This is a genomic window from Vibrio sp. J1-1, assembly GCF_021728395.1.
In the GTDB taxonomy this organism is placed as follows: domain Bacteria; phylum Pseudomonadota; class Gammaproteobacteria; order Enterobacterales; family Vibrionaceae; genus Vibrio.
Map to the genome: position 1 here is coordinate 165394 of NZ_JAKKCM010000008.1, position 26095 is coordinate 191488.

Annotated in this window: 18 protein-coding genes; 3 read left to right on the plus strand and 15 right to left on the minus strand. The window is 43.4% G+C overall.

Annotation, left to right across the window (positions count from 1 at the left end; all coding sequences use genetic code 11):
- On the minus strand, positions 1-450 hold the full coding sequence (gene matP, locus L3V31_RS14640; protein WP_237316862.1) for a macrodomain Ter protein MatP: 450 nt from the start codon (positions 448-450) through the stop codon (positions 1-3).
- 211 nt (positions 451-661) lie between these two features.
- Between matP and L3V31_RS14645 the strand changes: the two genes are divergently transcribed.
- Together L3V31_RS14645 and fabA are read left to right on the plus strand one after the other, a co-directional pair.
- Positions 662-2302 (plus strand): Lon protease family protein, encoded by a 1641-nt coding sequence (locus L3V31_RS14645; protein ID WP_237316864.1) that lies wholly within the window; start codon positions 662-664, stop codon positions 2300-2302.
- Positions 2303-2372: 70 nt separating this feature from the next.
- Positions 2373-2891 carry a bifunctional 3-hydroxydecanoyl-ACP dehydratase/trans-2-decenoyl-ACP isomerase gene (gene fabA / locus L3V31_RS14650; protein ID WP_237316866.1) on the plus strand — a complete coding sequence of 173 codons (519 nt, stop codon included), beginning with the start codon at positions 2373-2375 and terminating at the stop codon, positions 2889-2891.
- A 162-nt stretch (positions 2892-3053) separates the two neighbouring features.
- Here fabA and rmf read toward each other — a convergent pair whose 3' ends face one another.
- The 14 genes from rmf to L3V31_RS14720 all read right to left on the minus strand — a co-directional run bounded on the left by rmf (position 3054) and on the right by L3V31_RS14720 (position 24191).
- The gene (gene rmf, locus L3V31_RS14655; protein WP_014231881.1) at positions 3054-3227 is read right to left on the minus strand and encodes a ribosome modulation factor; all 174 of its coding nucleotides are present in this window, start codon (positions 3225-3227) and stop codon (positions 3054-3056) included.
- Between the two features lie 171 nt (positions 3228-3398).
- Positions 3399-5129: a DUF3466 family protein gene (locus L3V31_RS14660; RefSeq protein WP_237316868.1), complete on the minus strand. Its 1731-nt coding sequence runs from the start codon at positions 5127-5129 to the stop codon at positions 3399-3401.
- Positions 5130-5136: 7 nt separating this feature from the next.
- The gene (locus tag L3V31_RS14665) at positions 5137-7056 is read right to left on the minus strand and encodes an ABC transporter ATP-binding protein (protein ID WP_237316869.1); all 1920 of its coding nucleotides are present in this window, start codon (positions 7054-7056) and stop codon (positions 5137-5139) included.
- A complete protein-coding gene (locus L3V31_RS14670; protein WP_237316871.1) occupies positions 7034-7276 on the minus strand; it encodes a glutaredoxin family protein in 243 nt (80 codons plus the stop codon). Before L3V31_RS14670 ends, L3V31_RS14665 begins: the two co-directional genes overlap by 23 nt.
- Before the next feature lie 16 nt (positions 7277-7292).
- Positions 7293-9416, minus strand: a complete 2124-nt coding sequence (gene rlmKL / locus L3V31_RS14675; RefSeq protein ID WP_237316873.1) for a bifunctional 23S rRNA (guanine(2069)-N(7))-methyltransferase RlmK/23S rRNA (guanine(2445)-N(2))-methyltransferase RlmL — start codon at positions 9414-9416, stop codon at positions 7293-7295.
- A gap of 497 nt (positions 9417-9913) precedes the next feature.
- Positions 9914-10456 (minus strand): cell division protein ZapC, encoded by a 543-nt coding sequence (locus tag L3V31_RS14680; RefSeq protein ID WP_237316876.1) that lies wholly within the window; start codon positions 10454-10456, stop codon positions 9914-9916.
- Positions 10457-10622: 166 nt separating this feature from the next.
- On the minus strand, positions 10623-11633 hold the full coding sequence (gene pyrD, locus L3V31_RS14685) for a quinone-dependent dihydroorotate dehydrogenase (RefSeq protein ID WP_237316878.1): 1011 nt from the start codon (positions 11631-11633) through the stop codon (positions 10623-10625).
- Between the two features lie 311 nt (positions 11634-11944).
- Complete coding sequence (locus tag L3V31_RS14690) at positions 11945-16786, minus strand: NAD-glutamate dehydrogenase (RefSeq protein WP_237316879.1); 4842 nt, start codon at positions 16784-16786, stop codon at positions 11945-11947.
- A 201-nt stretch (positions 16787-16987) separates the two neighbouring features.
- Positions 16988-17206 (minus strand): DUF2835 domain-containing protein, encoded by a 219-nt coding sequence (locus L3V31_RS14695; RefSeq protein WP_237316881.1) that lies wholly within the window; start codon positions 17204-17206, stop codon positions 16988-16990.
- A 60-nt stretch (positions 17207-17266) separates the two neighbouring features.
- On the minus strand, positions 17267-19873 hold the full coding sequence (gene pepN, locus L3V31_RS14700) for an aminopeptidase N (protein ID WP_237316885.1): 2607 nt from the start codon (positions 19871-19873) through the stop codon (positions 17267-17269).
- Between the two features lie 229 nt (positions 19874-20102).
- The gene (locus L3V31_RS14705; RefSeq protein ID WP_237316887.1) at positions 20103-20774 is read right to left on the minus strand and encodes a hypothetical protein; all 672 of its coding nucleotides are present in this window, start codon (positions 20772-20774) and stop codon (positions 20103-20105) included.
- A 195-nt stretch (positions 20775-20969) separates the two neighbouring features.
- Entirely contained in the window at positions 20970-22976 is a 2007-nt protein-coding gene (gene prc, locus L3V31_RS14710; RefSeq protein WP_237316888.1) for a carboxy terminal-processing peptidase, read from the minus strand.
- 17 nt (positions 22977-22993) lie between these two features.
- Positions 22994-23620, minus strand: a complete 627-nt coding sequence (proQ, locus tag L3V31_RS14715; protein WP_237316890.1) for an RNA chaperone ProQ — start codon at positions 23618-23620, stop codon at positions 22994-22996.
- A gap of 97 nt (positions 23621-23717) precedes the next feature.
- Positions 23718-24191 carry a GAF domain-containing protein gene (locus L3V31_RS14720; protein WP_237316891.1) on the minus strand — a complete coding sequence of 158 codons (474 nt, stop codon included), beginning with the start codon at positions 24189-24191 and terminating at the stop codon, positions 23718-23720.
- Between the two features lie 93 nt (positions 24192-24284).
- Here L3V31_RS14720 and L3V31_RS14725 point away from each other — a divergent pair, with 93 nt between their 5' ends.
- Positions 24285-26081 (plus strand): ABC transporter ATP-binding protein, encoded by a 1797-nt coding sequence (locus tag L3V31_RS14725; RefSeq protein WP_237316893.1) that lies wholly within the window; start codon positions 24285-24287, stop codon positions 26079-26081.
- Positions 26082-26095 lie beyond the last annotated feature (14 nt).

Consider the following 26095-nt stretch of genomic DNA (forward strand, 5'->3'; position numbering starts at 1 on the left):
TTAACTGGATAGCAGCTTACTCAAATCTTCTTTAATTGAAGTTACCTTCTGACTTGCCTTTTCACTTCTTGATGCTTCGGAAAGTAGATATTCGATTGCATCAGATAACGTACAGCCTAGTTCGTTCGCTCGACTGGACAGCTTTTCCCAAACCCGGTAATCCAAATCGATGGACTTCTTCTTAGTATGAACTTGTTCAGCATTGAAATGGCGTTTGCGTTTTGCACGTATCGCTTGCTTGAGTTTGTTCTCAAGCTCTTCTGACATGTGGATATCAATCCATGTCAGTACTTGTGTAGGTTCGTGCTCAATGCGTCTTAGCTCGGCGACTGCGGCATCTGCTTCACTGGAGTCAATGTGGCGCGTTATCGCCTCTCCATCCTTCCACTTCTTGATCAGATAGTTCCACTTCCACCCACATTCCAAATTTTCAAGTTGCTGATATTTCATCCTTTCCGACCCATAATTCTCACCTAGTGACAGCGTAACCCAGTTATTTAAGATCAGCAAACAAATCTCTAAGAAGTATCGATGCTGATCACTCATTTGTCTAAGTTTTACGCAAGCTAAACCCCTCTGTGCTGTGATTGTAGAAATTGGGACTAGGGAGTTATTAGCGGTTTCGCTATAATGGCGCCAAATTAAATGATGATGAATTTTAATGAACCGACTTAACTGGCAAGACGTTACGCCTTCGTTCGATGAATACGAAGCATTATTGAAGTCCGCTTCGACATTACCAAAGAAGACATTTGTTGATCTACAACCTCGAATGTCAGCCACAATCTCTCGCTTCACAAACATTGGTGGCCTTACCCGTATCCTACTGATTAATTGCGTTGATAATTCAATATACCGTGGCTTTATCAGTAAAGCGGTCGAACATAGTGCTTCTTCGCCAGTGGTTACAACTGAATCGCTCGACGCGAAACATTTATTTGATCGATACAGTATCTCTGAGAATGGTGATGTCACATTAGAACAGGGACTCATTGCTAAAGCGGATGGCGGTTACCTGATGGTTCCTGCCAATTTGATTCTGGCAAACCCTGGTTACTGGCCAAGTATTAAAGCGGCATTTCAAAAGCAACCATTTGTACCAATGAACATGAGCCCTACGCGCGTTGCGGTGTCTACCGTTACATCCAACACGTATGACGTAAAGCTCATTGTAACGGGTGACAGAAGCCAGTTAGCAGAACTTGAATATGTCGATGAGGATTTCTCGTCAGGCCTTTGTATGTATACCGAGGTTGAGGAAGACATCCACTTATCTCAGGACAATTTATCTTCGTACTTAGGTTTTGTGAATTGGGTGTGTACGGAGTACAACCTGCCAAGTTTAGATACAGACGCCTATAGAAGACTTATGCTCGCTGGTATGCGTGAAATGGAAGACCAGCATTATCTTCCCCTTGGAGTAATGTGGCATTGCCAGCTTTTAACCCTTGCCAGCCAATACCGTGATACTGATGTGATTGACTTCAAGGCGATAGACCTCGCGATTGATGACAAATACTATCGTGAATCTTATCTACCACAACGCGCTGTGTACGACATACTTGATGGTCAGGTGATCATTGAAACAACCGGTGAGCAAGTTGGACAGATAAATGGCTTAACGGTCATTGATATGTCTGGTCACCCGGTCTCTTATGGCGAGCCTGCACGTATTTCCTGTGTGATTCACTTTGGTGACGGTGATGTGTCAGACGTTGAGCGTAAAGCTGAACTCGGTGGCAACTTGCACGCCAAAGGCATGATGATCATGCAGGCGTTTCTGAGCTCGGCGCTAAATCTTGATGAGCCGTTACCCTACGCTGCTTCAATTGTGTTTGAGCAGTCTTACAGTGAAGTCGATGGTGACAGCGCCTCGCTGGCTGAATTGTGCTGTTTGGTAAGTGCATTGTCTGGATGTGCCGTGGATCAACAGATCGCCGTCACGGGGGCCGTAGACCAATTTGGTCGAGTTCAAGCCGTTGGTGGTCTCAATGAAAAAATCGAAGGCTTCTATCAGGTTTGTAAGCATCAAGGCTTTACCGGGCATCAGGGTGTGATTCTACCTAAGACTAACCTTAAGCACTTAGCCTTACATAAAAGCGTCATAGAAAGCATTCAGAATGGAGAGTTCAACATTTGGTCTGTATCTACTGTCGATGAAGCCATTCCTATCTTAATGGGTAAACCATTCCGTGGCGAAGAAGACAGCATTATTGGAAAAATTGCTGAACGTATTGAAAACTTTGAAAGACATGAACACACGGATGGATTTGTGCAGCGTATCAAAAACTGGTTTGTTTAGTACTGATCGGAGTTGTTTAGCGTACACGTGTTCACTAAGATGCATCTGTCAAAAATTGGAGTGATTGATAATGCAAAACAAACGTGATTCTTATAATCGTGATGATCTTCTAGCTTCGAGCCAAGGTGAGCTTTTCGGCCTAGGTCGCCCACAACTACCTGCGCCAAACATGCTTATGATGGATCGTATTACCAAAATGTCAGAAACAGAAGGTGACTTTGGTAAAGGCTTAATTCTAGCGGAATTGGATATTACTCCAGATCTTTGGTTCTTTGATTGCCACTTCCCAGGTGACCCGGTAATGCCAGGTTGTCTTGGCCTAGATGCTATGTGGCAGCTTGTTGGCTTCTACCTAGGCTGGATTGGCGGTGAAGGTAAAGGCCGTGCTCTGGGTGTAGGTGAAGTGAAATTCACAGGTCAGATCCTGCCAACAGCGAAAAAAGTAACCTACGAAATCCACATGAAACGCGTCGTAAACCGTAAGCTTGTTATGGGTCTAGCGGATGGCCGTGTATTAGTAGACGGTAAAGAAATCTACGTAGCGAAAGATCTTAAAGTTGGTTTGTTCCAGGACACTTCTAGCTTCTAAGTAGAGAATTTCTGCAATTTCTTAAAGGCTCCGATTGGAGCCTTTTTTGTATCCCAAGTTTGTTGTACTTCGCGATACCAATTTCTGTCATTCTCTCATGCTCAGAATGCAGAAAAGGCTCTTTAAAGAGCCCTTTCAAATCCTTCTAGTTGTATGTGGGAGTTATTTATAGAGACCAGAGTTTTTTTCGTCTCTGGCATCACGCCAACCACCTAACCAATACGACCGAGCATCAACTTGTTGATATGGGCAAGCCTCTTGGGACCTTCCATTCAACCCAGCTTTATAGCCTTGAGATTGAGCTCGTTCTAGGCGATCACGCTTTTGTCTCTTCATAGTTAATTCCTCATACAGATCCATTTGAAAAATTGCTTCTGTTTTTGTGAAACTTTAATGGAGTTTTTATGACTCCAACTACAAGAATCGATCAACTTTGAAAATTTCTCAAGACATAAAAAAAGCACAGACTCAAATTTGTGAGTCTGTGCTTGTATTAAAATTTTTTAACTATTTTCTACGGAACCCAAATAAGCCAAGCATGGTCAAAGTTAACCAACCAAGGCCGGCACCTTCACGTGTCGCACTTTCTTCTTCCACGTTTCGAGAAACAATATCATCCTGCGTTTGATCAGGAATAGGCATTAATTTAACCGCGACAACCTCTTCTGTAACATCACAAGATGCGTTGTGCGCTGTAGAATTATAGCCACCGGAACACTTCAATGCAGTACCCGAAACCACGCCTGCATCATTGATGTCTGTTGCATCAATGATACGGAACTCGTTGTTCGCGTCAGAGTATTCACCACCGTTAGTCAGCGTATCCAAGAGCCAAGCCTGACCACCAAATAATGATTCAGCACGCTCGCTTGCTGTACCGTCTGCATGATACGGGTAAATAAATCCGCGCTTACGGCGTGGCTTACCATCATCCTCACGTGTAGTGTCAGCATCTATTTGACCAACAATTTCATTGTAAGCGTTGATGCCACCCATTTTACCGCCAGCACCATTAAAGAAGATGCCAGAAGTTAGGTATACAGCACTCAAGGAGTCAGAACGAACATCTGGAACGATAAACAAACGATTTGGATATGCTCCGGCTGTTGGGATGCTGCGTTTTGCCTCACCAATACCAACAAAGTTTGAGTTAACCGCTGTCAGACGCGAGTTCGAATGAATGGTATCACCATCTTCTCGCTGACGTGCGCCACTGACCACTTTATTCGACCATGTGACGTTTTCTATCGACGTTGCAGACTCTAACGTACCAACAAATACCGTCGCATTCATGTAGTTGTTGTCAGAATACGTGTTGTAACCCACACCATATACGGTCGTGTCATCAACGATAAAGTCACGCATGCTGCCTTGAGCCAGTCGATTATTGTCGCTTGAAGTATTACTTGGCCACGATAGCTCAGAGACGTTACCTTTCTGATCCCAGATAGCAGCTTTAGAGGTATGGTGCGTACCATTATTATTGCTTGCTGTGCGCGATACACTGCCCGATGTGAACACACCGTCTGTTTTCCATGCGTGGCTTTCTACAACAGCAGCCTGATCTTCTTCTGTAATGATGTTAGGAACAATGGGAGCAACAACCGTGTTGCGCGTTTCTAACGCAGATGGATCATCTGTACTAACTACGCTTTGGTTGCCAACCGCTTGACCACCTGATGTTAAGCTATTGATAACATTGTTATACTCGTTTTCATAAGCAGAGCTGTCACCTTCCACAAATACCAGTGCATTCGAGGTAAAGTCTTTGTAGCGTTCGTTCTGCCAAGGCACAATGTTTACCGCAGACCATGTCTCGCAGGTGTTGTAGCCAAGGTTGTAATAACAGTAAGTTTCAAAATCATCGCGATCGTCAACGTAAGCAAATCGAGAGTCCACTCCAAATGGCACTTCTTCACGATAGCTAATACCGTCTACTGCCTGACCTGCCGATAAAGGCGTTGTACGAGTCTCAACGGCCAGCTTAAATTGCTCAGCAGTACAACTCGCGGTAGCGTCAAAGCAGCCTTTTGCGAATGGCACTGGTTCTACTGCATTTGGGTCAACATAAACGTCACCCTGCTGAATCGCGACACCATAAGCCGTTTCATAATCGACGATGTCACCATTTACCTCAGGTGAAACTTCGATAACTTGATACAATGCAGCGTTTGCACTCATTGATGAACCTACCATCATCGCGATGGCAGTTAGTTTGAATTTGTGACTACAATTCATTGAATTCTTAACTATCCTGTTGCATTGCTTCGAGTTCTTCCCATCTCTCGAATGCGATTTCCAACTCCTGCTCGAGAGCAGTAAGCTGTTCCAATACCGGTTGAGTTTGCTCTACAGATTTAGTGAAAAATTCTGGATCATTCACTTGTTCTTGCAACGTCTCAATATCCGACTCTAATTGTTCTAGTTTAGCTGGAAGAGCTTCTAGTTCTCTTTGCAGCTTATATGATAATTTCTTCGAGTTGTTCTTAGGCTGAGGTGTTTTGGGAGTTTCCTCAACCACTTTTTCTTTACTCGCTGCTTTTTCAGCCGACTGACGAGCGACCAGTACCTGCTCACGTTGCTGTCTCGCATCGTGATAACCACCAACAAATTCTTCAATGACTCCATTTCCTTCGAAGATCCAACTTGTTGTCACCGTATTATCAACAAACTCACGGTCGTGGCTTACTAACAGTAGCGTACCCTGATAGTTGGCAAGCATTTCTTCTAAAAGTTCCAACGTTTCGATATCCAAATCGTTGGTTGGTTCGTCAAGAATAAGTAAGTTGTTTGGTTTCAGCAAGATACGAGCTAATAATAGACGATTTTTTTCACCGCCGGAAAGCGCTTTGACTGGTGTCCTTGCTCGTTTTGGTGCAAATAAGAAATCTTGCAGGTAACTCAGAGCATGACGTTGACGACCGCCTACCATCACTTCTTGCTTACCGTCTGCTAGGTTATCAATGACCGTTTTCTCGGGATCGAGAATTTCACGATATTGGTCGAAGTACGCGACTTCGAGTTTAGTACCACAATGTAAACGACCAGACTGTGCTTCTAACTGACCTAAAAGCAACTTGAGTACCGTACTCTTACCGCAGCCGTTTGGTCCAATTAACGCAATTCGATCACCGCGCATAATATTGAAGCTAAAGTTATCAACGATTTTTTTGCCTTCATAAGCAAATGATACGTTTTCAGCTTCAAAGACGATTTTACCGGAGCGAGAAGCATCATCGATGTTCAGGTTAACTTTACCCTGCACATCACGACGCTCATAGCGCTCTTCACGGAGTTTTTTAAGTGCGCGTACACGGCCTTCGTTACGAGTACGACGTGCTTTTATTCCCTGACGAATCCATACTTCTTCTTGAGCAAGTTTCTTGTCGAATTCTGCGTTCTGCATCTCTTCAACACGAAGCATCTCTTCTTTTTCTGTCAGGTAGCTTTCGTAATCACCCGGAAATGAAGCAAGCTGACCACGATCCAGATCCACTATGCGTGTTGCCATCGACTTAATGAAAGCACGGTCGTGAGAAATAAAGATGATTGAACCTTTAAAGTCTTTCAGGAAGTTCTCTAGCCACTCGATCGTCGTCACATCAAGGTGGTTAGTTGGTTCGTCCAGAAGCAGTACATCAGGATCACACACAAGCGCACGAGCCAGTGCTGCTTTACGTTGCCAACCACCGGATAAATCCGTAAGTTTTGTTTCTGGGCTCAGTTTCAGTGCGGTTAAAACATTGTTGACGCGATCATCAAAACGCCAAGCGTTAGAATGATCAAGTTGCTCCTGAACCTTTGATAAGCGATTAATGTTCTTTTCACTTGGGTCTTGAGCGACCAGATCAAGAAGATCGTGATAGATCTTCAATTGTTCGCCTACTTCTGCTAAGCCACCCGATACGTATTCGTAAACGGTGCCTTCTTGGTTGCGTGGTGGATCTTGCTCCAAACGAGAGACAACGACGTCTTGAGTAACTTGGATTTTTCCGTCATCCAGTACAATGTCCCCAGCAAGCACTTTCATCAACGTGGATTTACCGGCACCATTTCTCCCTACTAAACACACACGCTCGTTTTCTTGTAAGGCAAACTCTGCATGGTCGAGTAACGGATGATCGCCAAATGCCAACTGTGCATTATGAATGGTAAGTAATGCCATTATTTTCCAACCAATTTGTAAGTTGCTCTGAGTCAAACGGCCAGTTCAGCTCAGAATCTTGATATTTTAGTACGGGTATCGTGACGCCGTAACGAGAAAATAGTTCATCATCGAACGCAATGTCGACGATATCAGTCTGATCTGCCAGACCGGCCTGACTTATCAGAGAAAATGCCATCTCACAGAGATGGCAGCCCTCCGTGCTATACAATGTCAGCACATCAAAATCCTTTTGTTTACTCTGCGTGTGTCACTAACCAGCAGTTATGAATTTGTTTGTTGCGCGCAAAATCAAGCGGAAGCGTTTGAGCGGAAATGTTTTGCGCCTTAAGACCCAGTTCAGCTAATGCTTCTTCATCCATCTTGAAATGACGCTTATTGTTTGAGAACACAATCGTGCCTTCATTTCTTAACAGACGCTTTAGATTCTTCATCAATTTGATGTGGTCACGCTGAATATCAAATGACGTCTCCATACGCTTCGAGTTCGAGAACGTCGGCGGATCAATAAAGATAAGATCGTATTCGCCTTTTGCGTTTTCTAACCACTGAAGACAATCCGCTTGCTCGTAGCGATGCTGGCGCCCTACACAGCCGTTAAGCTGCATATTGTCTTTCGCCCAGTTCAGGTATGTGTTGGACATATCAACCGTTGTGGTTGAACGAGCTCCACCCACAGCAGCGTGGACGGTTGCACTACCTGTGTATGCAAACAAGTTTAAGAAATCTTTCCCTTTTGCCATTTCACCAATACGACGACGTGTGATCTTATGATCAAGGAAAAGACCCGTATCAAGATAATCGTGAAGATTTACGATCAGCTTCACACCATACTCATGAACTTCTAGCGTTTCAGATACTTGTCCCAGTTTCTGGTATTGATTGCGGCCTTTTTGCTTCTCACGAACTTTGAGTACGACTTTGTTCGCTTCCACACCCGTTACCTGAATGGTCGCACGGATAATGTCGGTTAGACGACGTTTGGCTTTTTCTTCTGGAATATTCTTAGGTGCTGCGTACTCCTGAATAACAATTTGAGCGCCATATACGTCAATTGCAACATTGTATTCAGGAAGATCGGCATCGTAGATACGGTAGCAATCTAGCTCCTCTTTACGAGCCCACTTACCAATTTTGCCGATGTTCTTTTTCAGGCGGTTAGAGAAATCTGGTGCGATTTGTACATTGGTATCCGCGCCTTTTACTTCATCAACACTGCGTTCTGTAATGCTGTAATTTTTCTGGTGACACTGTAACGCACCGTTATTCAACTTGAACTGTTTATCTGCACGCATGCGAAGGCAACTAAGCAATTCATCCGAGCTAGAGAAAATCGATGCTTTGCAGCCACCGAACTCAGACTTAAGTTGTCCACCAAATGCAGTATAAAGAGCAATCAAACCAGGCTCAGTACCCAAACGCTCACCATACGGAGGGTTGGAAACAATAACGCCATGCTCAAATCCTGCTGGACGAGTAATCGTTGCAGCATCACCTTGTGCAAACTCAATAAGCTCTTCAACACCTGCTCTGCGAGCGTTATCTTGAGCGACTTTCAATACTTTAGGGTCGTTATCAAAGCCGAAAAACTTTGCGTCAACATTTTTGACACCTCGACGAGCCTGAACATTAGCCTCAGATTTGATCTCAGCCCAAGTCTCAGGTTCGAAATCTTCTAATGACTCAAAACCCCATTGCTTACGCTTAACACCAGGCGCCATATTCGCAGCCATCATCGCCGCTTCGATAAGCAGCGTACCTGAGCCACACATAGGATCGAGTAACGGCTGGTGGCCATCCCAACCACAACGCATGATAATCGCGGAAGCTAATGTTTCACGAAGAGGTGCGCGACCTGATTCAGGACGGTAGCCACGCTGATGAAGCCCACTACCCACCATATCCACACCCAGCAGTGCTTTGTCTTTGTGCAAGCGAACGTGAACACGAATATCCGGACGTTCTTTACTGATGTTTGGACGAGGTAATCCTTTCTTTTCAAAGCAATCGACGATGCCATCTTTTACTTTCATCGCACCATATTGGCTATTGCGAATTTCACGGTTTGTGCCGTTAAAGTCGACAACGAAACGCTTTGAACTATGGAATTGATTCACCCAGTTAATGGCCATTGTAGAAAGGTACAAGTCCATATCATCGTTACAGGTGAATTCAGATAAAACACGTACAAATCGAGACGCCAAACGGCTCCACAAACAACAGCGATAAACTTGTTCGTTTGTCGCTTTAAATTTTACGCCTGCCTGTACTGGTTTCGCATTTTCGATGCCTAGTTTAGTCAGTTCTTCAACAAGCAAATTTTCCATGCCATTTGAAGTTACCGCGAGATATTGATTCATAGTGTTCTTTCGCTGATAAAAAATGGCTTCAATTATACCTGACTTTACGATCAATGCCTCGTTTTTAAAGGTATTTTCCCTTCCGTTAGCACAAACACTCACCAGTTAAGTGATCTGAAAGTTCCTACATTTTGCATTTTAATCAACTTTCATCTTGTCTTCCTTTCAACCATTAAGCGGTTCACACAGCGATAGTGAATACTTATTTACTCTTAAATTGGTATATACCAGGAAATGAATAGCGTTGTTATTTAATTACATTTTATCGAGATAGGGGAATAAATAGGTAAATGTTAAGCGCCAAGTTGCCTAACATTAAGAGAAACTAAGTTAAAAAAAGTGGGATAAAGGTGACCTACCTCATGATTAAGTGCACGAAAAATGTACAGTTACAGAGGTGTTTATGTGAAAAAAGTGAAGTGTTCGGATAAAAAAAATCGACCTGAAGTGGTCGATTAAGGCAAACAAAGGAACGAAATAAAGAAATGAAATCAGATTTAGCCAACCATTGCCATTGGTGCCATCACAAACAGGTGGCTTGCACACGCCATACGGTCATGCATCACTTTAATCGGTTGACCAAACGGTAGGGACTTGCTCCCATCAAGAACAAACTCTTCTTGCCCGACGTAAAGGCACAGGCTAGAGGTTTCACCAGGCTCTAGAACAATGAAGACACCTTCAGAGTATTGGTTGGTTAGGAAGACCATATCCCCTTCTTCTGGCTCGTATCCAGAAGACTGAGCATCGAAAAACCAACTTTTAGGTTGAACTGGCTTATGGAAGCGTTTCGCAGCTACGCAGTATAGGGTTAGCTCTGCCTGACGGTATTCACTGATGTCTAAACAGCGGATACGTTCATTAAAAGTCTGAAACGCGCTGGCATCATCGACAGTAAATTCGTTGTTTGAGAAGGCGCAGTTGACTAACAGCTTTCGGGTTAGATTGGTTTGGAAAATCATTTCCTCACCTAAATCCAGCATTAAGCAAGCTTTATGCTCGTCATAATACCAATTCCATTTGTCGCTGGGTTTAAGCATTGTTCCGTTCTCTCTTGACTAGTTAAATCAGTGGTAAAGAGGTAAGACGCTTAATTACCTACTCATGATTTTTAAATTTTACAAACGAACGGATAAAAAAAAAGAGGAAACAAGGTCCTCTTTTTTTGTAATAATCAATGTAAACTCAGCGAGTTGTTAAAGCATTTTACAGATTTCTAACAATATCTCGTAATAAGCCTGGACCGTGGTAAATAAAACCGGTATACACTTGAACCAACTGTGCTCCGGCCATCATCTTCTCTTTTGCCGCAACATAAGAATCGATACCACCCACGCCAATGATCGGAAGTTTGTCGCCAAGTGCTTCATGAAGTTTACGAACCACTTCGGTAGAACGAGACTGTACCGGACGACCACTTAAGCCCCCCACTTCATTCGCGTGTTTCATCCCTTCAACAACGGTTCGATCCAACGTTGTGTTCGTCGCAATCACACCATCGATGTTGTTTTTAATCAGCGATTCACAAATCTGAACGATTTCATCATCACTCAAGTCTGGCGCGATCTTCAGTGCCAACGGTACGTATTTATCGTGTTTTTCTGCTAGCTCAGCTTGTTTTGCTTTTAACTCAGCAAGCAACTCATCCAGTGCCTCACCATATTGGAGAGAACGTAATCCCGGAGTGTTTGGAGAAGAGATATTCACCGCAATGTAACCTGCGTATTCGTATACTTTTTCCATACAAATCAGGTAGTCTTCTGCGCCTTTCTCAATCGGTGTGTCTTTGTTTTTACCGATATTGATACCAAGTACACAGTCGAACTTCGCTTTCTTCACATTCTCAACCAAGTGATCAACACCAAGGTTGTTAAAGCCCATACGGTTGATGATGCCCTCTGCTTCCACTAAACGGAACAGACGCGGTTTATCATTACCAGGTTGCGGACGTGGCGTTACGGTACCGACTTCAACGAAACCAAAACCCATCGCATCAAACGCTTCGATACATTCGCCGTTTTTGTCTAAACCAGCAGCTAGACCTACAGGGTTACGGAACGTTAGTCCCATGCAATCTACTGGACGGTTTGGTAATTGTTGACGATAGAAAAGATCGAGAGGTGTGCCGTTAAAGCGTTGGAAATTCTTAATTGCAAGATCATGTGCCTTTTCGGCATCAAGTTGGAAAAAGCCAGTTCTGGCTAGACGGTAAAGCATTGTGCCTCCGAAAGAAAAAAGCCCCGTGTAAACGGGTCAATATTATTTACTGTTTTTAATCGTAATTCAATGAAAATGAACGAATTAAGTAAAATCATATTTCTCAAAATTAATTATTATTTAAAAACAGCCAGTTAAATTAGTTATTTGAGTGCAAAAATCATAATTATTTATGAAAAAGCAATCGATTTCAGCACATATAAAGTTAAATTAATAGTTACAGCGTAACCTTAGTTTTAGTAAGTTCTAGTAATCAGATACAAAAAAGCCCCGTATCTCTACAGGGCTTTGTCTAAAACGCTAACTCTCTCCTACTCGCTTGGTGAGCAGTTTAAGTTAAGTAATACTAATTCGCGTAACGCAACCGAGAATTTAGCAAACTCGTGTACTGAGCCAACTTTAAACTCGTTTAGGATACTTTCCCAACGTTGCAGTGAAGGCTCATTGGATTCCATCCAGTTATCAAGCGCTTCAATTACATCAAACTCTTCTGACGCACAGTTGCAATTCAGAACCTGAGCGGTTAACTGACGTTGCTGCCAATCTAAGTCTTCACGGAACGCAGCTCGAGCCAATGCTTGCCAGTTGTTGTCTGCAGCTTGGTTGTTGATTTGCTTCAAGAACCAGTGTAGCGATAGACGATCACCTAAGTTGAAGTACAACTTAGACGTTTGTTCAACCGTTTTGCCTGTTTCACTTGCCACTGCAGAAATATCCAGTGCAGATTGCAGACTTGATAAGCGAGCAACTTGATGAGCAAGTTTCTCTTCAACCCCTCTTTCCATCCAAACTTGTGCAAGTTCGTTGTGTTCTTCAACTTCTGACTCAACAAGCATGCTATCTAGTGTTTCGCTGATAACATTCACATCTTGTTTGTAAAGATTGATCAATTCGCCCACGCTGCATTTGACGCTACGATTGCGCAGTAGCCAACGTGCAATTCGACGTAGTGCGCGACGAACGTAGAACATGATTTCGTATTGTGCTTGCGCTGTAGCTACGTTATCCAGCTCACGAGTCTGTTTAAGAATCGATTCTAGCTCAAAGATTTCGCGTGCTGCACTATATGCATTTGCGATATCAACAACACTCGCACCGGTCTCTTCTTGCAAGCGCGTAACGAAGTTACAGCCCATCTCGTTAACCATTTGGTTAGCCAGTGCAGTTGCGATAATTTCAGCACGTAGCGGATGGTTCACCATTTGATCTTTATAGTTACGGCGTAACTGACTCGGGAAGTACGCAACGAGCTGCTTCGCATGGAACTCATCATTGGCGATTTCGTCAGTTACAAGCTGCTGTTTCAATACCATTTTGCCGTAAGCAACCAAAACAGAAAGCTCTGGACGTGTCAGACCCAAGCCCTGCTTTTCACGCTCTAGAAGCGTTTCGTCATCAGGGATGTATTCAAGCGCACGATCCAGGAATCCAGCTTTCTCCATAGTATGGATAAATCGAATCTGTTCTTTAACGATACCAACACCTTGCTGCTCAGTAACAGAGATTGACTCTGATTGGCAGTAAGCATCATCAAGAACGATTTCACCAACTTCGTCTTCCATAGACTCTAAGATCTGGTTACGTTGTTTAACAGTAAGATCACCGTTTGAAACCAAACCATTGAGGAAGATCTTGATGTTTACTTCGTTATCCGAACAGTCAACACCACCTACGTTGTCAACAAAGTCGGTGTTCACGCGGCCACCGTTGAGTGCGAATTCGATACGACCTTGTTGAGTCATACCCAAGTTACCGCCTTCACCAACAACCTTCGCTCTCAAATCACGACCGTCGATACGAAGCATGTCGTTTGCACGGTCGCCAACGTCAGTATGCGTCTCATTAGAAGCTTTAACGTAAGTACCGATACCACCATTCCATAGAAGATCCACTTTCATTTTCAGGATCATCTTGATCAGTTCGTTTGGCGCAAGAGAGGCTTTCTTAGTACCCAGCATTTTCTGAATTTCAGGTGTTAACTGGATTGATTTCGCACGACGAGAGAAGATACCGCCACCTTTGGAGATCAACTCTTTGTTGTAATCTTCCCAACTTGATCTTGGTAGATTAAACAAACGGTTACGCTCTTCCCAGCTTGATGCTGAATCTGGATTTGGATCAATGAATATGTGTAGGTGGTTAAATGCAGCTTGCAGACGAATATGCTTAGAAAGCAGCATACCATTACCAAACACGTCCCCTGCCATGTCACCCACACCAATTGCTGTAAAGTCAGTGGTTTGACAATCGATTCCCATTTCACGGAAATGACGTTTTACTGATTCCCAACCACCTTTCGCAGTGATACCCATCGCTTTGTGATCGTAACCGTTAGAACCACCAGAGGCGAATGCATCACCCAGCCAGAAATTGTACTCGTCAGAAACGGAGTTCGCTAAGTCTGAGAATGTTGCTGTACCTTTATCTGCTGCAACAACCAAATATGGGTCGTCTTCATCGTGACGTACAACACTTTGCGGATGAACCACTTCACCTTCAATGATGTTGTCTGATACATCAAGCAATGCACGAATAAAGCGTTTGTAACAACGTTGACCTTCAGCGAAGATCTCATCACGTGTGGTCAGAGATGGTTGACGTTTACAAACAAAACCACCTTTCGCACCAACAGGAACGATAACGGTATTCTTAACTTGTTGTGCTTTGACTAGACCTAGAATTTCAGTACGGAAATCTTCTTGGCGATCTGACCAGCGCAAGCCGCCACGAGCCACTTTACCACCGCGTAAGTGCACACCTTCGATGTCCGGCGCATAAACGAAGATTTCAAATGCTGGTACCGGTTGTGGAATCTCTGGAATTTCACTCGGTTTCATCTTCAATGACAACCAAGGCTTAGGCAGTTTGTTTTCGCCTGTTTGGTAGTAGTTAGTCCGTAGCGTCGCCATGATCATGTCCATGTAACGACGGATGATACGATCATCATCTAAACTTTCTACACGATCCAATTGCTCAGTCAGTTTCTTGATAAGATCGTTCTGACCCTTCTCGCTACCTTTGTGCTTAGGATCGAAACGCTTGGTAAACAGCGTAACTAGACCTGTTGCTAAGTCTGGGTAGTGGCTTAACGTATCTTCAATGTACTGCTGACTGAAAGGGAAACCAACTTGACGCATGTAACGTGCATAAGCACGAAGAATTGAGATTTCACGGCCAGTCAGGGATGCACCTAATACCAATCGGTTAAAGCCATCACTCTCTAAATTTCCAGACCAAATTGCTGCAAATGCTTGTTGGAATCGATCGCGCGCTTCACGAAGATCCACCGTTTTCTCACTCTTATGTAACATTGAGAAATCAAGGATCCAGAATGTCTGACCGTTCGTTTTCTCGATCTCATAAGGTGATTCACCGATCACGCGTAGACCCAAGTTTTCTAACATTGGCATTACGTCAGAAAGATGGATCGGCTCGTCTCGGTGGTAAAGCTTCAAGCGTACCGCTTTTGAATCTGCTGCTTCTTCCTGAGGGCGGTAGAACAACATCCCTAGTTTGTTGTCGTCGCTTAATGCTTCCAAACGCTCAATGTCTGCAACTGCAGAGCTTGGCATCATGTCTTCTTTATATGAACGCGGGAACGCACTCATGTATTCTTTTGAAAGTGGAAGACCTTTGCTTTCACCAAAGTTAGCGATGATGGATTCTTTCAGTCTGTCGTCCCAAGAGGTGGAAACTTCCATTAGGTTTTGCTCGATCTTTTTCACGTCTACGTCAATGTTGTTATTGTCTACACGAACAATGTAATGCGTTCTAGCCAAAGGACTTTCTGAGAAGTAAGTGGTGAATTCAACTTCTTGCTCGCAGCCGAAGTATTGCTTGAAAATACGTTGAGTCTGGCGACGCAATTCTGTGTTATAGCGGTCTTTTGTTACGTAGACCATGCAGCTAAAGAAGCGGCCAAACGGGTCTTTACGTACAAACAGACGTATTAAGTCGCGATCTTGCATTTGCACTACGCCCATACCGACTTCTAGCAACTCTTCTTCGTTTGCTTGCAGCAATTCATCACGCGGGTAGTTTTCTAAAATATTGTGCAGTGCTTTATAAGAGTATGAGCCGTGACGGTAACCACTTGCGGTAAGGATACGATCCACTTTTTCACGGATCAGAGGAATGCTTTGAACCGCTTGGTTGTATACCGCAGAGGTGTAAAGGCCAGTGAAGCGGTGTTCACCAATGACTTTGCCATTTTCATCAAACTTCTTGATGCCGATATAGTCCGTATAAGCAGGACGGTGAATACGACATGGTCGATTGCCTTTTGTCATGATCAGGGCGTACGGCTTTCTCGCTTCTAGTCTCGCTGAATCAGACAGTTCGGACAGTTTCACGCTGCGAACTCGCTTGTCGTCCGCAAACAGACCCAGACCTTTCTCTGTGGCAGGGTTTAGTTCTGTATCACCATTGTTTTCGACGAGGTCATACTCTTTGTAACCCATGAAGGTGAAGTTGTGCTCACCTAGCCAACGCAAAAATGCAATGGTTTCATCCATACGATCCTTTTGGATCGTCACGCGTTCTTTATTCTGCTCGAGTTCATCAGTAACGACTTTTAGTTTGTCGACCATCTTTTTCCAATCACCGACCACTAGGCGAGTATCAGAAAGGATGTCTAATAGCTCAGCTTTAAGTGCCTGCATCTCTTCTTTGCTAGTGAGACGGTCAACTTCGATATGGAACAAAGACTGAAGAACGCCACCTTCACCATTTACATCGGTGACATGGCCTTTTTTGTCTCGTTGTAACTGAGTTGGGTTGTTCAGCATCAGATGAGCAACCAAGTCTAGGCGCGCTAATGCCATCTTGATTGAATCCACTAAGAATGGACTGTCAGGAACAACAATTTCTACGATTGTGTGAGTTGATTGCCAACCTTGACGGCTGACAGTCGGGTTAAAGACTTGTACGGAAACGTCTTCAGGTTTTTTTTCGTTGATATGATGCCAAAGGCTGATTACGGCACCATAGAGATCGGATTCATTTCGCTGGATCAGGTCGTCATCGGAAATATTACTAAATAAGTGTTGAGCAAGTTTTGTTACAAGCGTCTGGTGAGAAAGCTCGAGTTTGTCTTGAATTAGTTGGTACACTTTTTCAAGCAGAACCGGCACTACATTTTCACGCGCGGTCATATTCACACTCCACAGAATAATTGTTGTTTTGTAGGGGGACTTAGTAAAGGGAAAACTTCCCTGAAACTAAGCATTGGTAATGCATACGACCCATTGTAAAAGGATAATTACAAATGTTTAACAACTATTAGTGGTGGTATGAGGTGAAATGTCTGATTCTGTGACTAAGATACCTATTTAAACACCTAGAAATACCTTACCTCACAGAGTTTCCAACTTAATAAACTTGTTATTTTGGTCAGTTGTTAGCCTAAACTGCCCTCTAATGCCTAATTGGGTAAGAAATGGTCTGAATTTAGCCGCTGGCAACTGAAGTCTTAAACCATTGTGAGTGACAACTTGGATCGCGTTTGAAACACCAGAATAATGTGAAAGAAATGTTTGATATGGGATATTGAGTGAAAAATAGTAGTACTTCATTAGATAAAAACGTAAGTATAAAAAAGGGTGGCCTCTCAGACCACCCTATTGGTTTGATGACTATTCGTCTAGTGCCTTAGTGACTTTTTCAAACAAGTCGTTGGCAAGATTATCCATCGCTTTGAGCTTTTCTAGCTCTGTACGAATTAGCGTTTGGCGACTTTCATCGTACTTACGGAACTTGAGTAAAGGATCAATCAGACGAGAAGCCACTTGCGGGTTGGTGTCATTCAACTGACGAAGAATCTCACCCGAAAACAGATAACCACTACCTGACTTATTATGGAAATGTACAGGGTTGGCACTCAAGAACGAACCAATCAAGCTACGAATGCGGTTCGGGTTTTTCAAACTGAATGCTTCGTGTGACATGGTCGCTTTCACTTTCTCAAGTGCATCTGCTGCCGGGTTGCTACCTTGCAGTACAAACCACTTGTCCATAACCAAACCATCGTGTTTCCACTTATCGCTGTAATCCGCCATTAGTGATTCACGACATTCAAGCTGTGCATTATTCGCAGCAGTCATAGCAGCAATGGTATCTGTCATGTTGTTCGCTGATTCATATTGCGCCTGAACAAGTTGGTTGCCCTTTTCAGTATGTGCCAGGAACTGAAGACACTGATTACGCAACGCACGCTTACCAATAGCATCATGCTCAATAGAATAATCTGCTTGCTTTAACGTATGGTAGGTTGCACTCAGTTCATCTTCTAATTCTTTAGAAAGTGACAGTGTAATGTTATTTAATACCGTATCAACTGCATCGATATCAATCTGTTGGTACCAACCAGTAATTTCATTAATCGAAGGTAGTGATAGCACTTGCGCAATGAAGGCAGGCTCAAGGTTCTCATCGAGCAACACGCCACGGAACGCGTCGATCAGCCCTTCAGAAAGTTCTACTTGCTCACCCGCTTGAACGTTAACTACATTTTGACGGATGTATTTCGCCAGTAACATTTGGCTTGCATCCCAACGAGCAAAATCATTCGTCGCATGTTTCATCAGGAAGATCAGCTCTTCATCACTGTAATCGTATTCTAGTTTTACCGGAGCCGAAAACTCACGTAGCAATGATGGCACTGGTTTAACATCGACATTCTCAAACACAAAAGTCTGTTTGTCTTGTTTGATATCCAATACATTGTGGACAGACTCACCATTGATAATTAATGGAATCACCTGACCTTTGTCATCGTACAGTTCAATATCAAATGGAATATGCAGAGCTTGCTTTTCCGATTGATCATGCGTTGCCTGAGTAAACTGCTCAACAATTAACGTGTAAGTTTTCGCATCAGCATTGTACTCGCTGTTTACACGTAATGTTGGGGTACCCGATTGGCTGTACCATAGGCGGAATTGTTGCAGGTCAACACCTGTTGCATCTTCCATCGCCGACACAAAATCTTCACATGTCGCAGCGGTACCATCATGACGCTCAAAGTAAAGCTTCATGCCTTTTTGGAAACCTTCCTCACCTAGCAATGTGTGATACATGCGAATGACTTCACTGCCTTTCTCATAAACAGTGAGCGTGTAGAAGTTGTTCATCTCGATAACTTTATCTGGACGAATTGGGTGCGACATTGGGCTTGCGTCTTCAGCAAACTGAGGACCACGAATAATACGAACGTTATCAATGCGATTAACAGCGCGAGAACCTAAATCCGACGAGAACTCTTGATCACGGAAAACCGTTAAACCTTCTTTTAGGCTTAACTGGAACCAATCTCGACAAGTTACGCGGTTACCTGTCCAGTTGTGGAAGTACTCGTGACCAATTACGGCTTCAATACCCAGATAATCGCGGTCTGTCGCAGTTTGGTCATTGGCTAAAACGAACTTCGAGTTAAAGATGTTCAGGCCTTTGTTTTCCATCGCACCCATATTAAAGAAATCAACAGCCACGATCATGTAAATGTCTAGATCATACTCAAGGCCAAAGCGTTCTTCGTCCCACTTCATTGAATTGATCAGTGACGTCATGGCATGAGGCGCACGATCTAAATTGCCTTTATCAACAAAGATCTCTAACTCGACATTGCGACCAGACATTGTGGTGTAGTTATCACGCAGTACATCAAAATCACCAGCCACCAGTGCAAACAAATACGCTGGTTTTGGGTGTGGATCTTGCCATTGCACCCAGTGGCGGCCATTTTCTGTGTCGCCTTCTGCAATACGGTTACCGTTGCTGAGCAAGTAAGGGGAAGTCTCTTTGTCGGCAATCACTTTGGTGGTGTATTTTGCCAATACGTCTGGGCGATCTAGGTAGTACGTGATACGACGGAAACCTTCCGCTTCACACTGAGTACAGAAAGCACCACCTGACTTGTATAACCCTTCAAGTGCTGTATTCGCTTCAGGGTCAATCTTGGTAATGATCTCAAGTTCAAATTCAGCTGGTAGGTCAGAAAGAACCAGAGAGGTGTCTTCCACTTCATGATGAGCCCAGTCTTCGCCATTCACTTTGACAGAACGAAGCTCCAACCCTTCACCATCTAATTCCAATGTTGTTAGTTTACCTTTTTGAATGACTTTTGATACCGCGGTAACAATAGTGTCGTTATCAAATAGATCAAACGTGAGATCAATGTCGGTAATAGTATGAGATGGCGCTTTATAATCTTTGCGATATTTAGCTTGGGGAGCTTGAGACATGTCCATAAATCCTTGTCTGTCGGAAAATAAAAACCACTTCTTTTAAAGACTAAAACGTCGAAGTGGTATCACTATATAAGCTATTAGTAGTGCTTGTGGTATCAAAATACAAGCCTTTACACCAAAAAATAGAGCTAATAGTGTACTAGCTCTACTTTATGGTTAACGTTCATACAACATAACTTGAGTTCACTAGGGTTACGTCACAGTGAACATTTATAGATGTTTATTATTGTGTAACCCGATTTAAAACCGCGTACATATCACCATTTGAGTCTTCTATCGTCAATTCGTTTTTATTGAGTTTATACCTAGTACCATGCTCACCGTTTTCATACAAAAGAACTAAATACTCATCTTCGGTATAAAAGACACCTTGTTTTATAGACTCTTTCCCGGCCTCATTTGAAACACGGAATAGAAAAACGAAGTCTGGTTGGAGAATCAGGTCCATGTGATTGATATTGCTTGCAGCCAGGCCATCGCCGGATACATAGGAGCTAGACCACATGCCTGCAAGTGCATTGGATAGACCTTTAATAAAGGTGACACCATTGAGGTCTAGTGTGTTGTGGTTATTCCGGTACGCATAGATTTGGGGCTCATCAGTATTTAGGCCGAGAACAATGGTATCTTCATTAACATTGTACATCCCTTCCCAGTGATCAACGGAATAGTCCTTCTTCTGGATATCAATGGAGAACATGTAGTCAGACCCCAAAGACAGTTTGATGGCGCGAAAGTTTTCCGTAGACTCGCCTGAGTTCTGATTCAGCAAATACCAATCCCCTATTAAGAACGGGGTGTCAAAATGACTTAATTCTTCTTCTCTTTCTCTGGTGTTGTCTGCGCTGAACACACTAAAGCAAAAAAAACTAAGTAAAATAAAGAACCACTTCATACTGGCATCCTTATCGTTTTCTTTTAGCTTAGGCTTTAGTCCTCTGTTTCGCGAAATATTTGAGGTTCATCACGTAAATTGTTGGTACGAAAAAAGCGCATATTTATCTCAATATGGCAGGGAAATACAGATAAAAAGATATAAAAAAAGAGCGAGTCATAAGGACTCGCTCTTGTAGTACTGAATGTTTAGTCGTTATGACTGATTGGTTGGTTTTAACATATCAATCATAATTGAGACAGATTCATCGAGATAAACGTCTGGGGCTTCGTAGTCCTTAGGCACATCATCTAACGACTTAAATACCTTTTTACCAAGCAATGCCTGACGTTCATTAATGCGCTCCAGACGAAGCTTGTCTTCAGAGTCTTGCTCCGCTTTGCGCACTTTTTCATTTAGCGACAAAAGGTTGTTGTCTTTGTCTTGACGATACTTCTCAATGTCTTCGTTGATGAATCGGAACTCCATTTCATCCGAGATGCGCTTGTTGTGTAGCTTTGTCAAACTCTCTACCAATGTATCGTTATTCGGATACATGGTGTAACTCGCTTTATCAATGCTATCCCAAGGTAGCGCATTCTCTTCAACACTTTCACCGGTTTCAGAAGCTTCGATTGGCGTTGGATAAGCGATATCCGGCGCTACTCCACGATTCTGAGTACTTCCACCATCAATACGGTAGAACTTCTGAATGGTGTATTGAACATACCCTAGCTCTTTATCAAAAAGGTCATAGATATGGTTCAACGAACGGTGCTGCTGAACAGTACCCTTACCAAATGAATTCTCACCAAGAATGATAGCGCGATTATAATCTTGCATTGCGGCGGCAAAGATTTCTGAAGCAGAGGCACTATAACGGTTAATTAACACCGTTAAAGGACCATCGTAACTGATTTGTCCATCAGTATCGGCATTGACCTTGATACGACCATAGCTATCGCGAACTTGTACGACCGGACCTTCTTTGATGAACAGACCCGTTAGCGCCGTTGCTTCTGTTAAAGCACCGCCACCGTTGTTACGCAAGTCGACAATAACGCCGTCCACATTCTTAGTTTTGAACTCCGCCAGTAATTTGTCAGTATCTTTAGACAAACCGACGTAAAAACTCGGCACTTCTAAAACGCCAATTTTCTTGCCGTCCTTCTCGATGACTTCTGACTTAACCGCCCGGTCTTCCAAACGTACTTTGTCACGAACAATAGTGACAATGTAACTCTTTGCTCCAGCACCTTCTGGCAAGATCTGAAGGTTAACCTTTGTTCCTTTTGGACCTTTGATTAACTGCACAACATCGTCTAAACGCCAGCCAATAATATCGACAATTTCTTCGCCATCTTGACCAACACCAATAATACGGTCACCTTCACCAAGCTGCTTACTGTTTGAAGCTGGGCCGCCAACAACGAGCGAACGAATAACGGTGTAATCATCCGTCATTTGTAGAACGGCACCAATACCTTCCAGTGAAAGGTTCATTTCTGATTGGAACTGCTCCGCGTTGCGAGGAGAAAGATAGCTAGTATGAGGATCAACTTGTCTTGCGAAGGCATTCATATAAAGCTGAAATGCGTCTTCGTTATTGGTTTGAGTGATTCGCTTCATCGCATTGTTATAACGCTTATCTAAAACTTCTTTTATTTCTGGCCACTCTTTGCCAGTCAGTTTCAGATTGAGCGCGTCATACTTAACACGTTTACGCCATAACTCATTAATTTCCGACTCATTTTTCGGCCATGCAGCTTCTGAACGATCAAGTTCGATCTCGTCGTCGTTATCAAATTTGATTTCTTTGTCGAGCAAGGTCAACGCATAAGCAAAACGTTCGAAACGTTTCTGCATGGACAGATTATAGACATCGAATGCGATCTGGTTATTGCCAGCTTTAAGCTGATCATCCAGTTCTAAAGACCATTCTTTGAAGGAGTCTATATCGGCTTGAGTGAAAATATTTCTATTATAATCAAGCATTTCCACATAGCGTTCGAAAATCGCTTTAGAGAAATCGTCATCGAGACTGAAATGCTTGTAATGAGAGCGGGTGAATCGAGAGGTGACTCGCTTGCTGGCTGTTTCGTGCTGAACTTCTGGAGTGAGCACCGGCAAGTCATCTTTGTGTAGTTTGGCTTCTAGAGCCTGAGCTGATGCTGCTAGCAATAAGCTAGCAGCGATCAGGGTCACTTTTGAACGGCAATTCATGCGTAGGAGTATCTCCCTTATGCGCGCAAGTGCTCCGCTTTTACAACCATTTGTAGGCCGTTAGCAAGTTGAACACGTACATCATCCTTATTGATTTCAACAATGGTCGCAGCCATGTTTCCTTTACCCATGTTCACATTTATTGCGTTGCCTACTGTGATTTCGTCAGCATTTAGCGCGCGTGTTTCTACAGGCTGAGTTGGTTTCTGTGCTTTTGGTTTATTAGTACGACGAGGCTGTTGAGGCTTTTTAGCCGCTGGTTTTGCTTTCGCCTTACCCTCTTCACGAGCTTTCTGTGCTTGTTCTTTACGACGAGCTTGAACTTTCGCTTTGCTTTCTGCAAGTGTTGCTTTAGCGTGTTCTACGTGTTCTTCTTCTAGCTCACCACATGGATTGCCATCCAGATCAACACGTACCGCACCTGGTTTTACACCATGTAGATAACGCCATGATGAAGTGTACTGTCTTAACGCTGCACGAAGCTGAGTTTTGCTTACTTTTTCGTCTTCATTTAGACGTTCCGCAAGATCTTGAAAAATACCAATTTTCAGAGGTTTTGCTTCACCTTCTAAAGTAAAGCACTTAGGGAAACATTCAGCAATATATGCGATAACTTCTTTGCTGTTTTTTAACTTTTCAGTCATGAGGGTTCCTGGTTTGAGCGGCTTTCCGCAGAGCATTAAGAAAAATATTCTCGTATTATAGTGACATGCCAAGGAAAAACCACACTCATGGACGAATTTATGCGTTGTTCGCGTGTGAATTAAGCAGCTTTTCTACTTCTGACATAAAATGAGTAAGCCCTGCTTCATCTGTTTCATTAAATCGACCAATACTTGGACTATCGATATCTAACACTCCTGCCACTTTTCCATCAATAGTAAACGGAATCACGATTTCCGAATTACTTGCCGCATCACAAGCAATATGGCCTTCAAACGCGTGAACGTCGTATACTCTTTGTATAGTGTTAGTTTTTGCTGCGGTACCACAGACACCTCGCCCCATTGGGATGCGAACACAAGCTGGCTTACCTTGGAACGGCCCTAAAACCAGTTCGTCCCCTTTAGTCAGGTAAAAGCCTGCCCAGTTGAGATCTTCTAGCTCCATAAATAGAAGCGAGCTCAGGTTTGCCAAGTTGGCAATAAAGTCTGGCTCTGACTCAATGAGTGCAGTGGCTTGCTTGGTTAGTCTTTGATACTGTTCTATGTTCATATTAACTTCCTACTTACTTTATAACGCTTCCATTCTTATGGGATAACGCTAAAATGCTGACCTACTTTATAATAGGACTTATTCTCAATTACAATGATTAAGAAAGATGACACTATTAGCCGTTCTTGGTTGATAACACAAGTAAAAAAGCACAAGTCCAAGCTAATCCTGGCGAACTTGATTGCTGTTTTGGCGACCTTGATTAGTGTTCCAATCCCTCTTCTCATGCCGTTAATGGTGGATGAAGTCTTATTGGATCAACCAGCCAATGGCATAGCCGCAATGAATGCTACTCTTCCAGAAGCGTGGCACACACCTATTGGCTATATTTTCTTTACGCTTTTTTTAGTCGTGCTCATGCGAGCTGCGAGCCAAGCACTCAACATCGTTCAAAGTCGTCAATTCACGCTGATATCGAAGACCATCACCTTCGAAATGCGCAGCAAGATGATCGACAAATTAGGCAGAATCAGTATCCGTCAGTACGAGACCAAAGGCAGTGGCGGTATCAACGCTCACCTGATTACTGATATTGAAACCATTGATCAATTTATCGGCTCAACTCTGGCGAAGTTTGTTATTAGTTTACTGACCGTAATAGGAACTGCAATCGTTCTTCTTTGGTTAGACTGGCGATTGGGCTTATTTATCTTGTTGGTTAATCCGGTCGTTATCTATTTTTCGCGCAAACTCGGCAGCATGGTCAAGCACCTAAAGCGTAAAGAAAACCACTCTTTCGAGCTGTTTCAAACACGTCTGGTCGAAACGTTAGATGGTATTTATCAGCTGCGAGCCGCCAATAAAGAACGAGAATTCCTCCAACAACTGAAAAATAGTGCCGATCAAGTCCGTGTCAATGCTGATAAGTATGCTTGGCAATCTGAAGCGGCTGGTCGTGTGTCTTTCTTACTTTTTTTAATTGGCTTTGAATTATTCCGTGCAGTGGCAATGTTGATGGTTCTATTTAGTGACCTGACCATCGGCCAAATGTTTGCAGTGTTTGGCTACTTGTGGTTCATGTTGTCCCCTGTTCAGGAGCTACTTGGTATCCAGTTCTCCTGGTACAGTGCCAAAGCGGCATTAAAGCGCATTAACGATCTACTTACTCTAGAAGAAGAAAACAGGCCGCCTTCAAAAGTAAATCCTTTTACTGATGATAGAGAGGTAGATGTAAAAGTAGAGAATGTGAACTTCTCTTACAACAATGAACACAATGTACTGGAACACCTCTCTTTGCATATTCCTGCGGGTAAAAAGGTGGCTTTGGTGGGCGCCAGTGGTGGTGGTAAATCGACATTGATTCAGCTACTGATAGGAGTTTATCATCAAAATTCAGGACAGATTCGTTACAATGATGAGCTCACAGACGAGATAGGCTTTGAAGTAATCCGCGATAAAATTGCCGTGGTATTACAGCAACCTATATTATTTAACGATACCTTAAGGCATAATCTGACTCTCGGGGGTAACTTCGATGAGATGTCATTGTGGCGTGCGCTAGATGTCGCTCAGCTACAAGATGTCATTTCTCAGTTAAACCACGGGTTAGATACACAAATTGGCCGCAATGGTATTCGATTGTCAGGCGGGCAACGCCAGCGTCTCGCGATAGCCAGAATGGTATTGAGTAACCCTCAATTTGTTATTTTGGATGAAGCAACGTCCGCGTTAGATACAGCGACAGAAGCTGCTCTGCACAAGGCGTTAACAGAATTCTTGCGAAGCCGAACAACGTTAATTGTCGCGCATCGTCTGTCTGCTGTGAAACAAGCCGATTTGATCTATGTGCTTGAAGATGGAAAAGTAACACAAACCGGGACCCATGGAGAGTTAGTTGAGCAGGAAGGCTTATATCAAACCTTATATGGTGGCATTCAGTCCCACGCTTAAAACAGTCTGTTTAG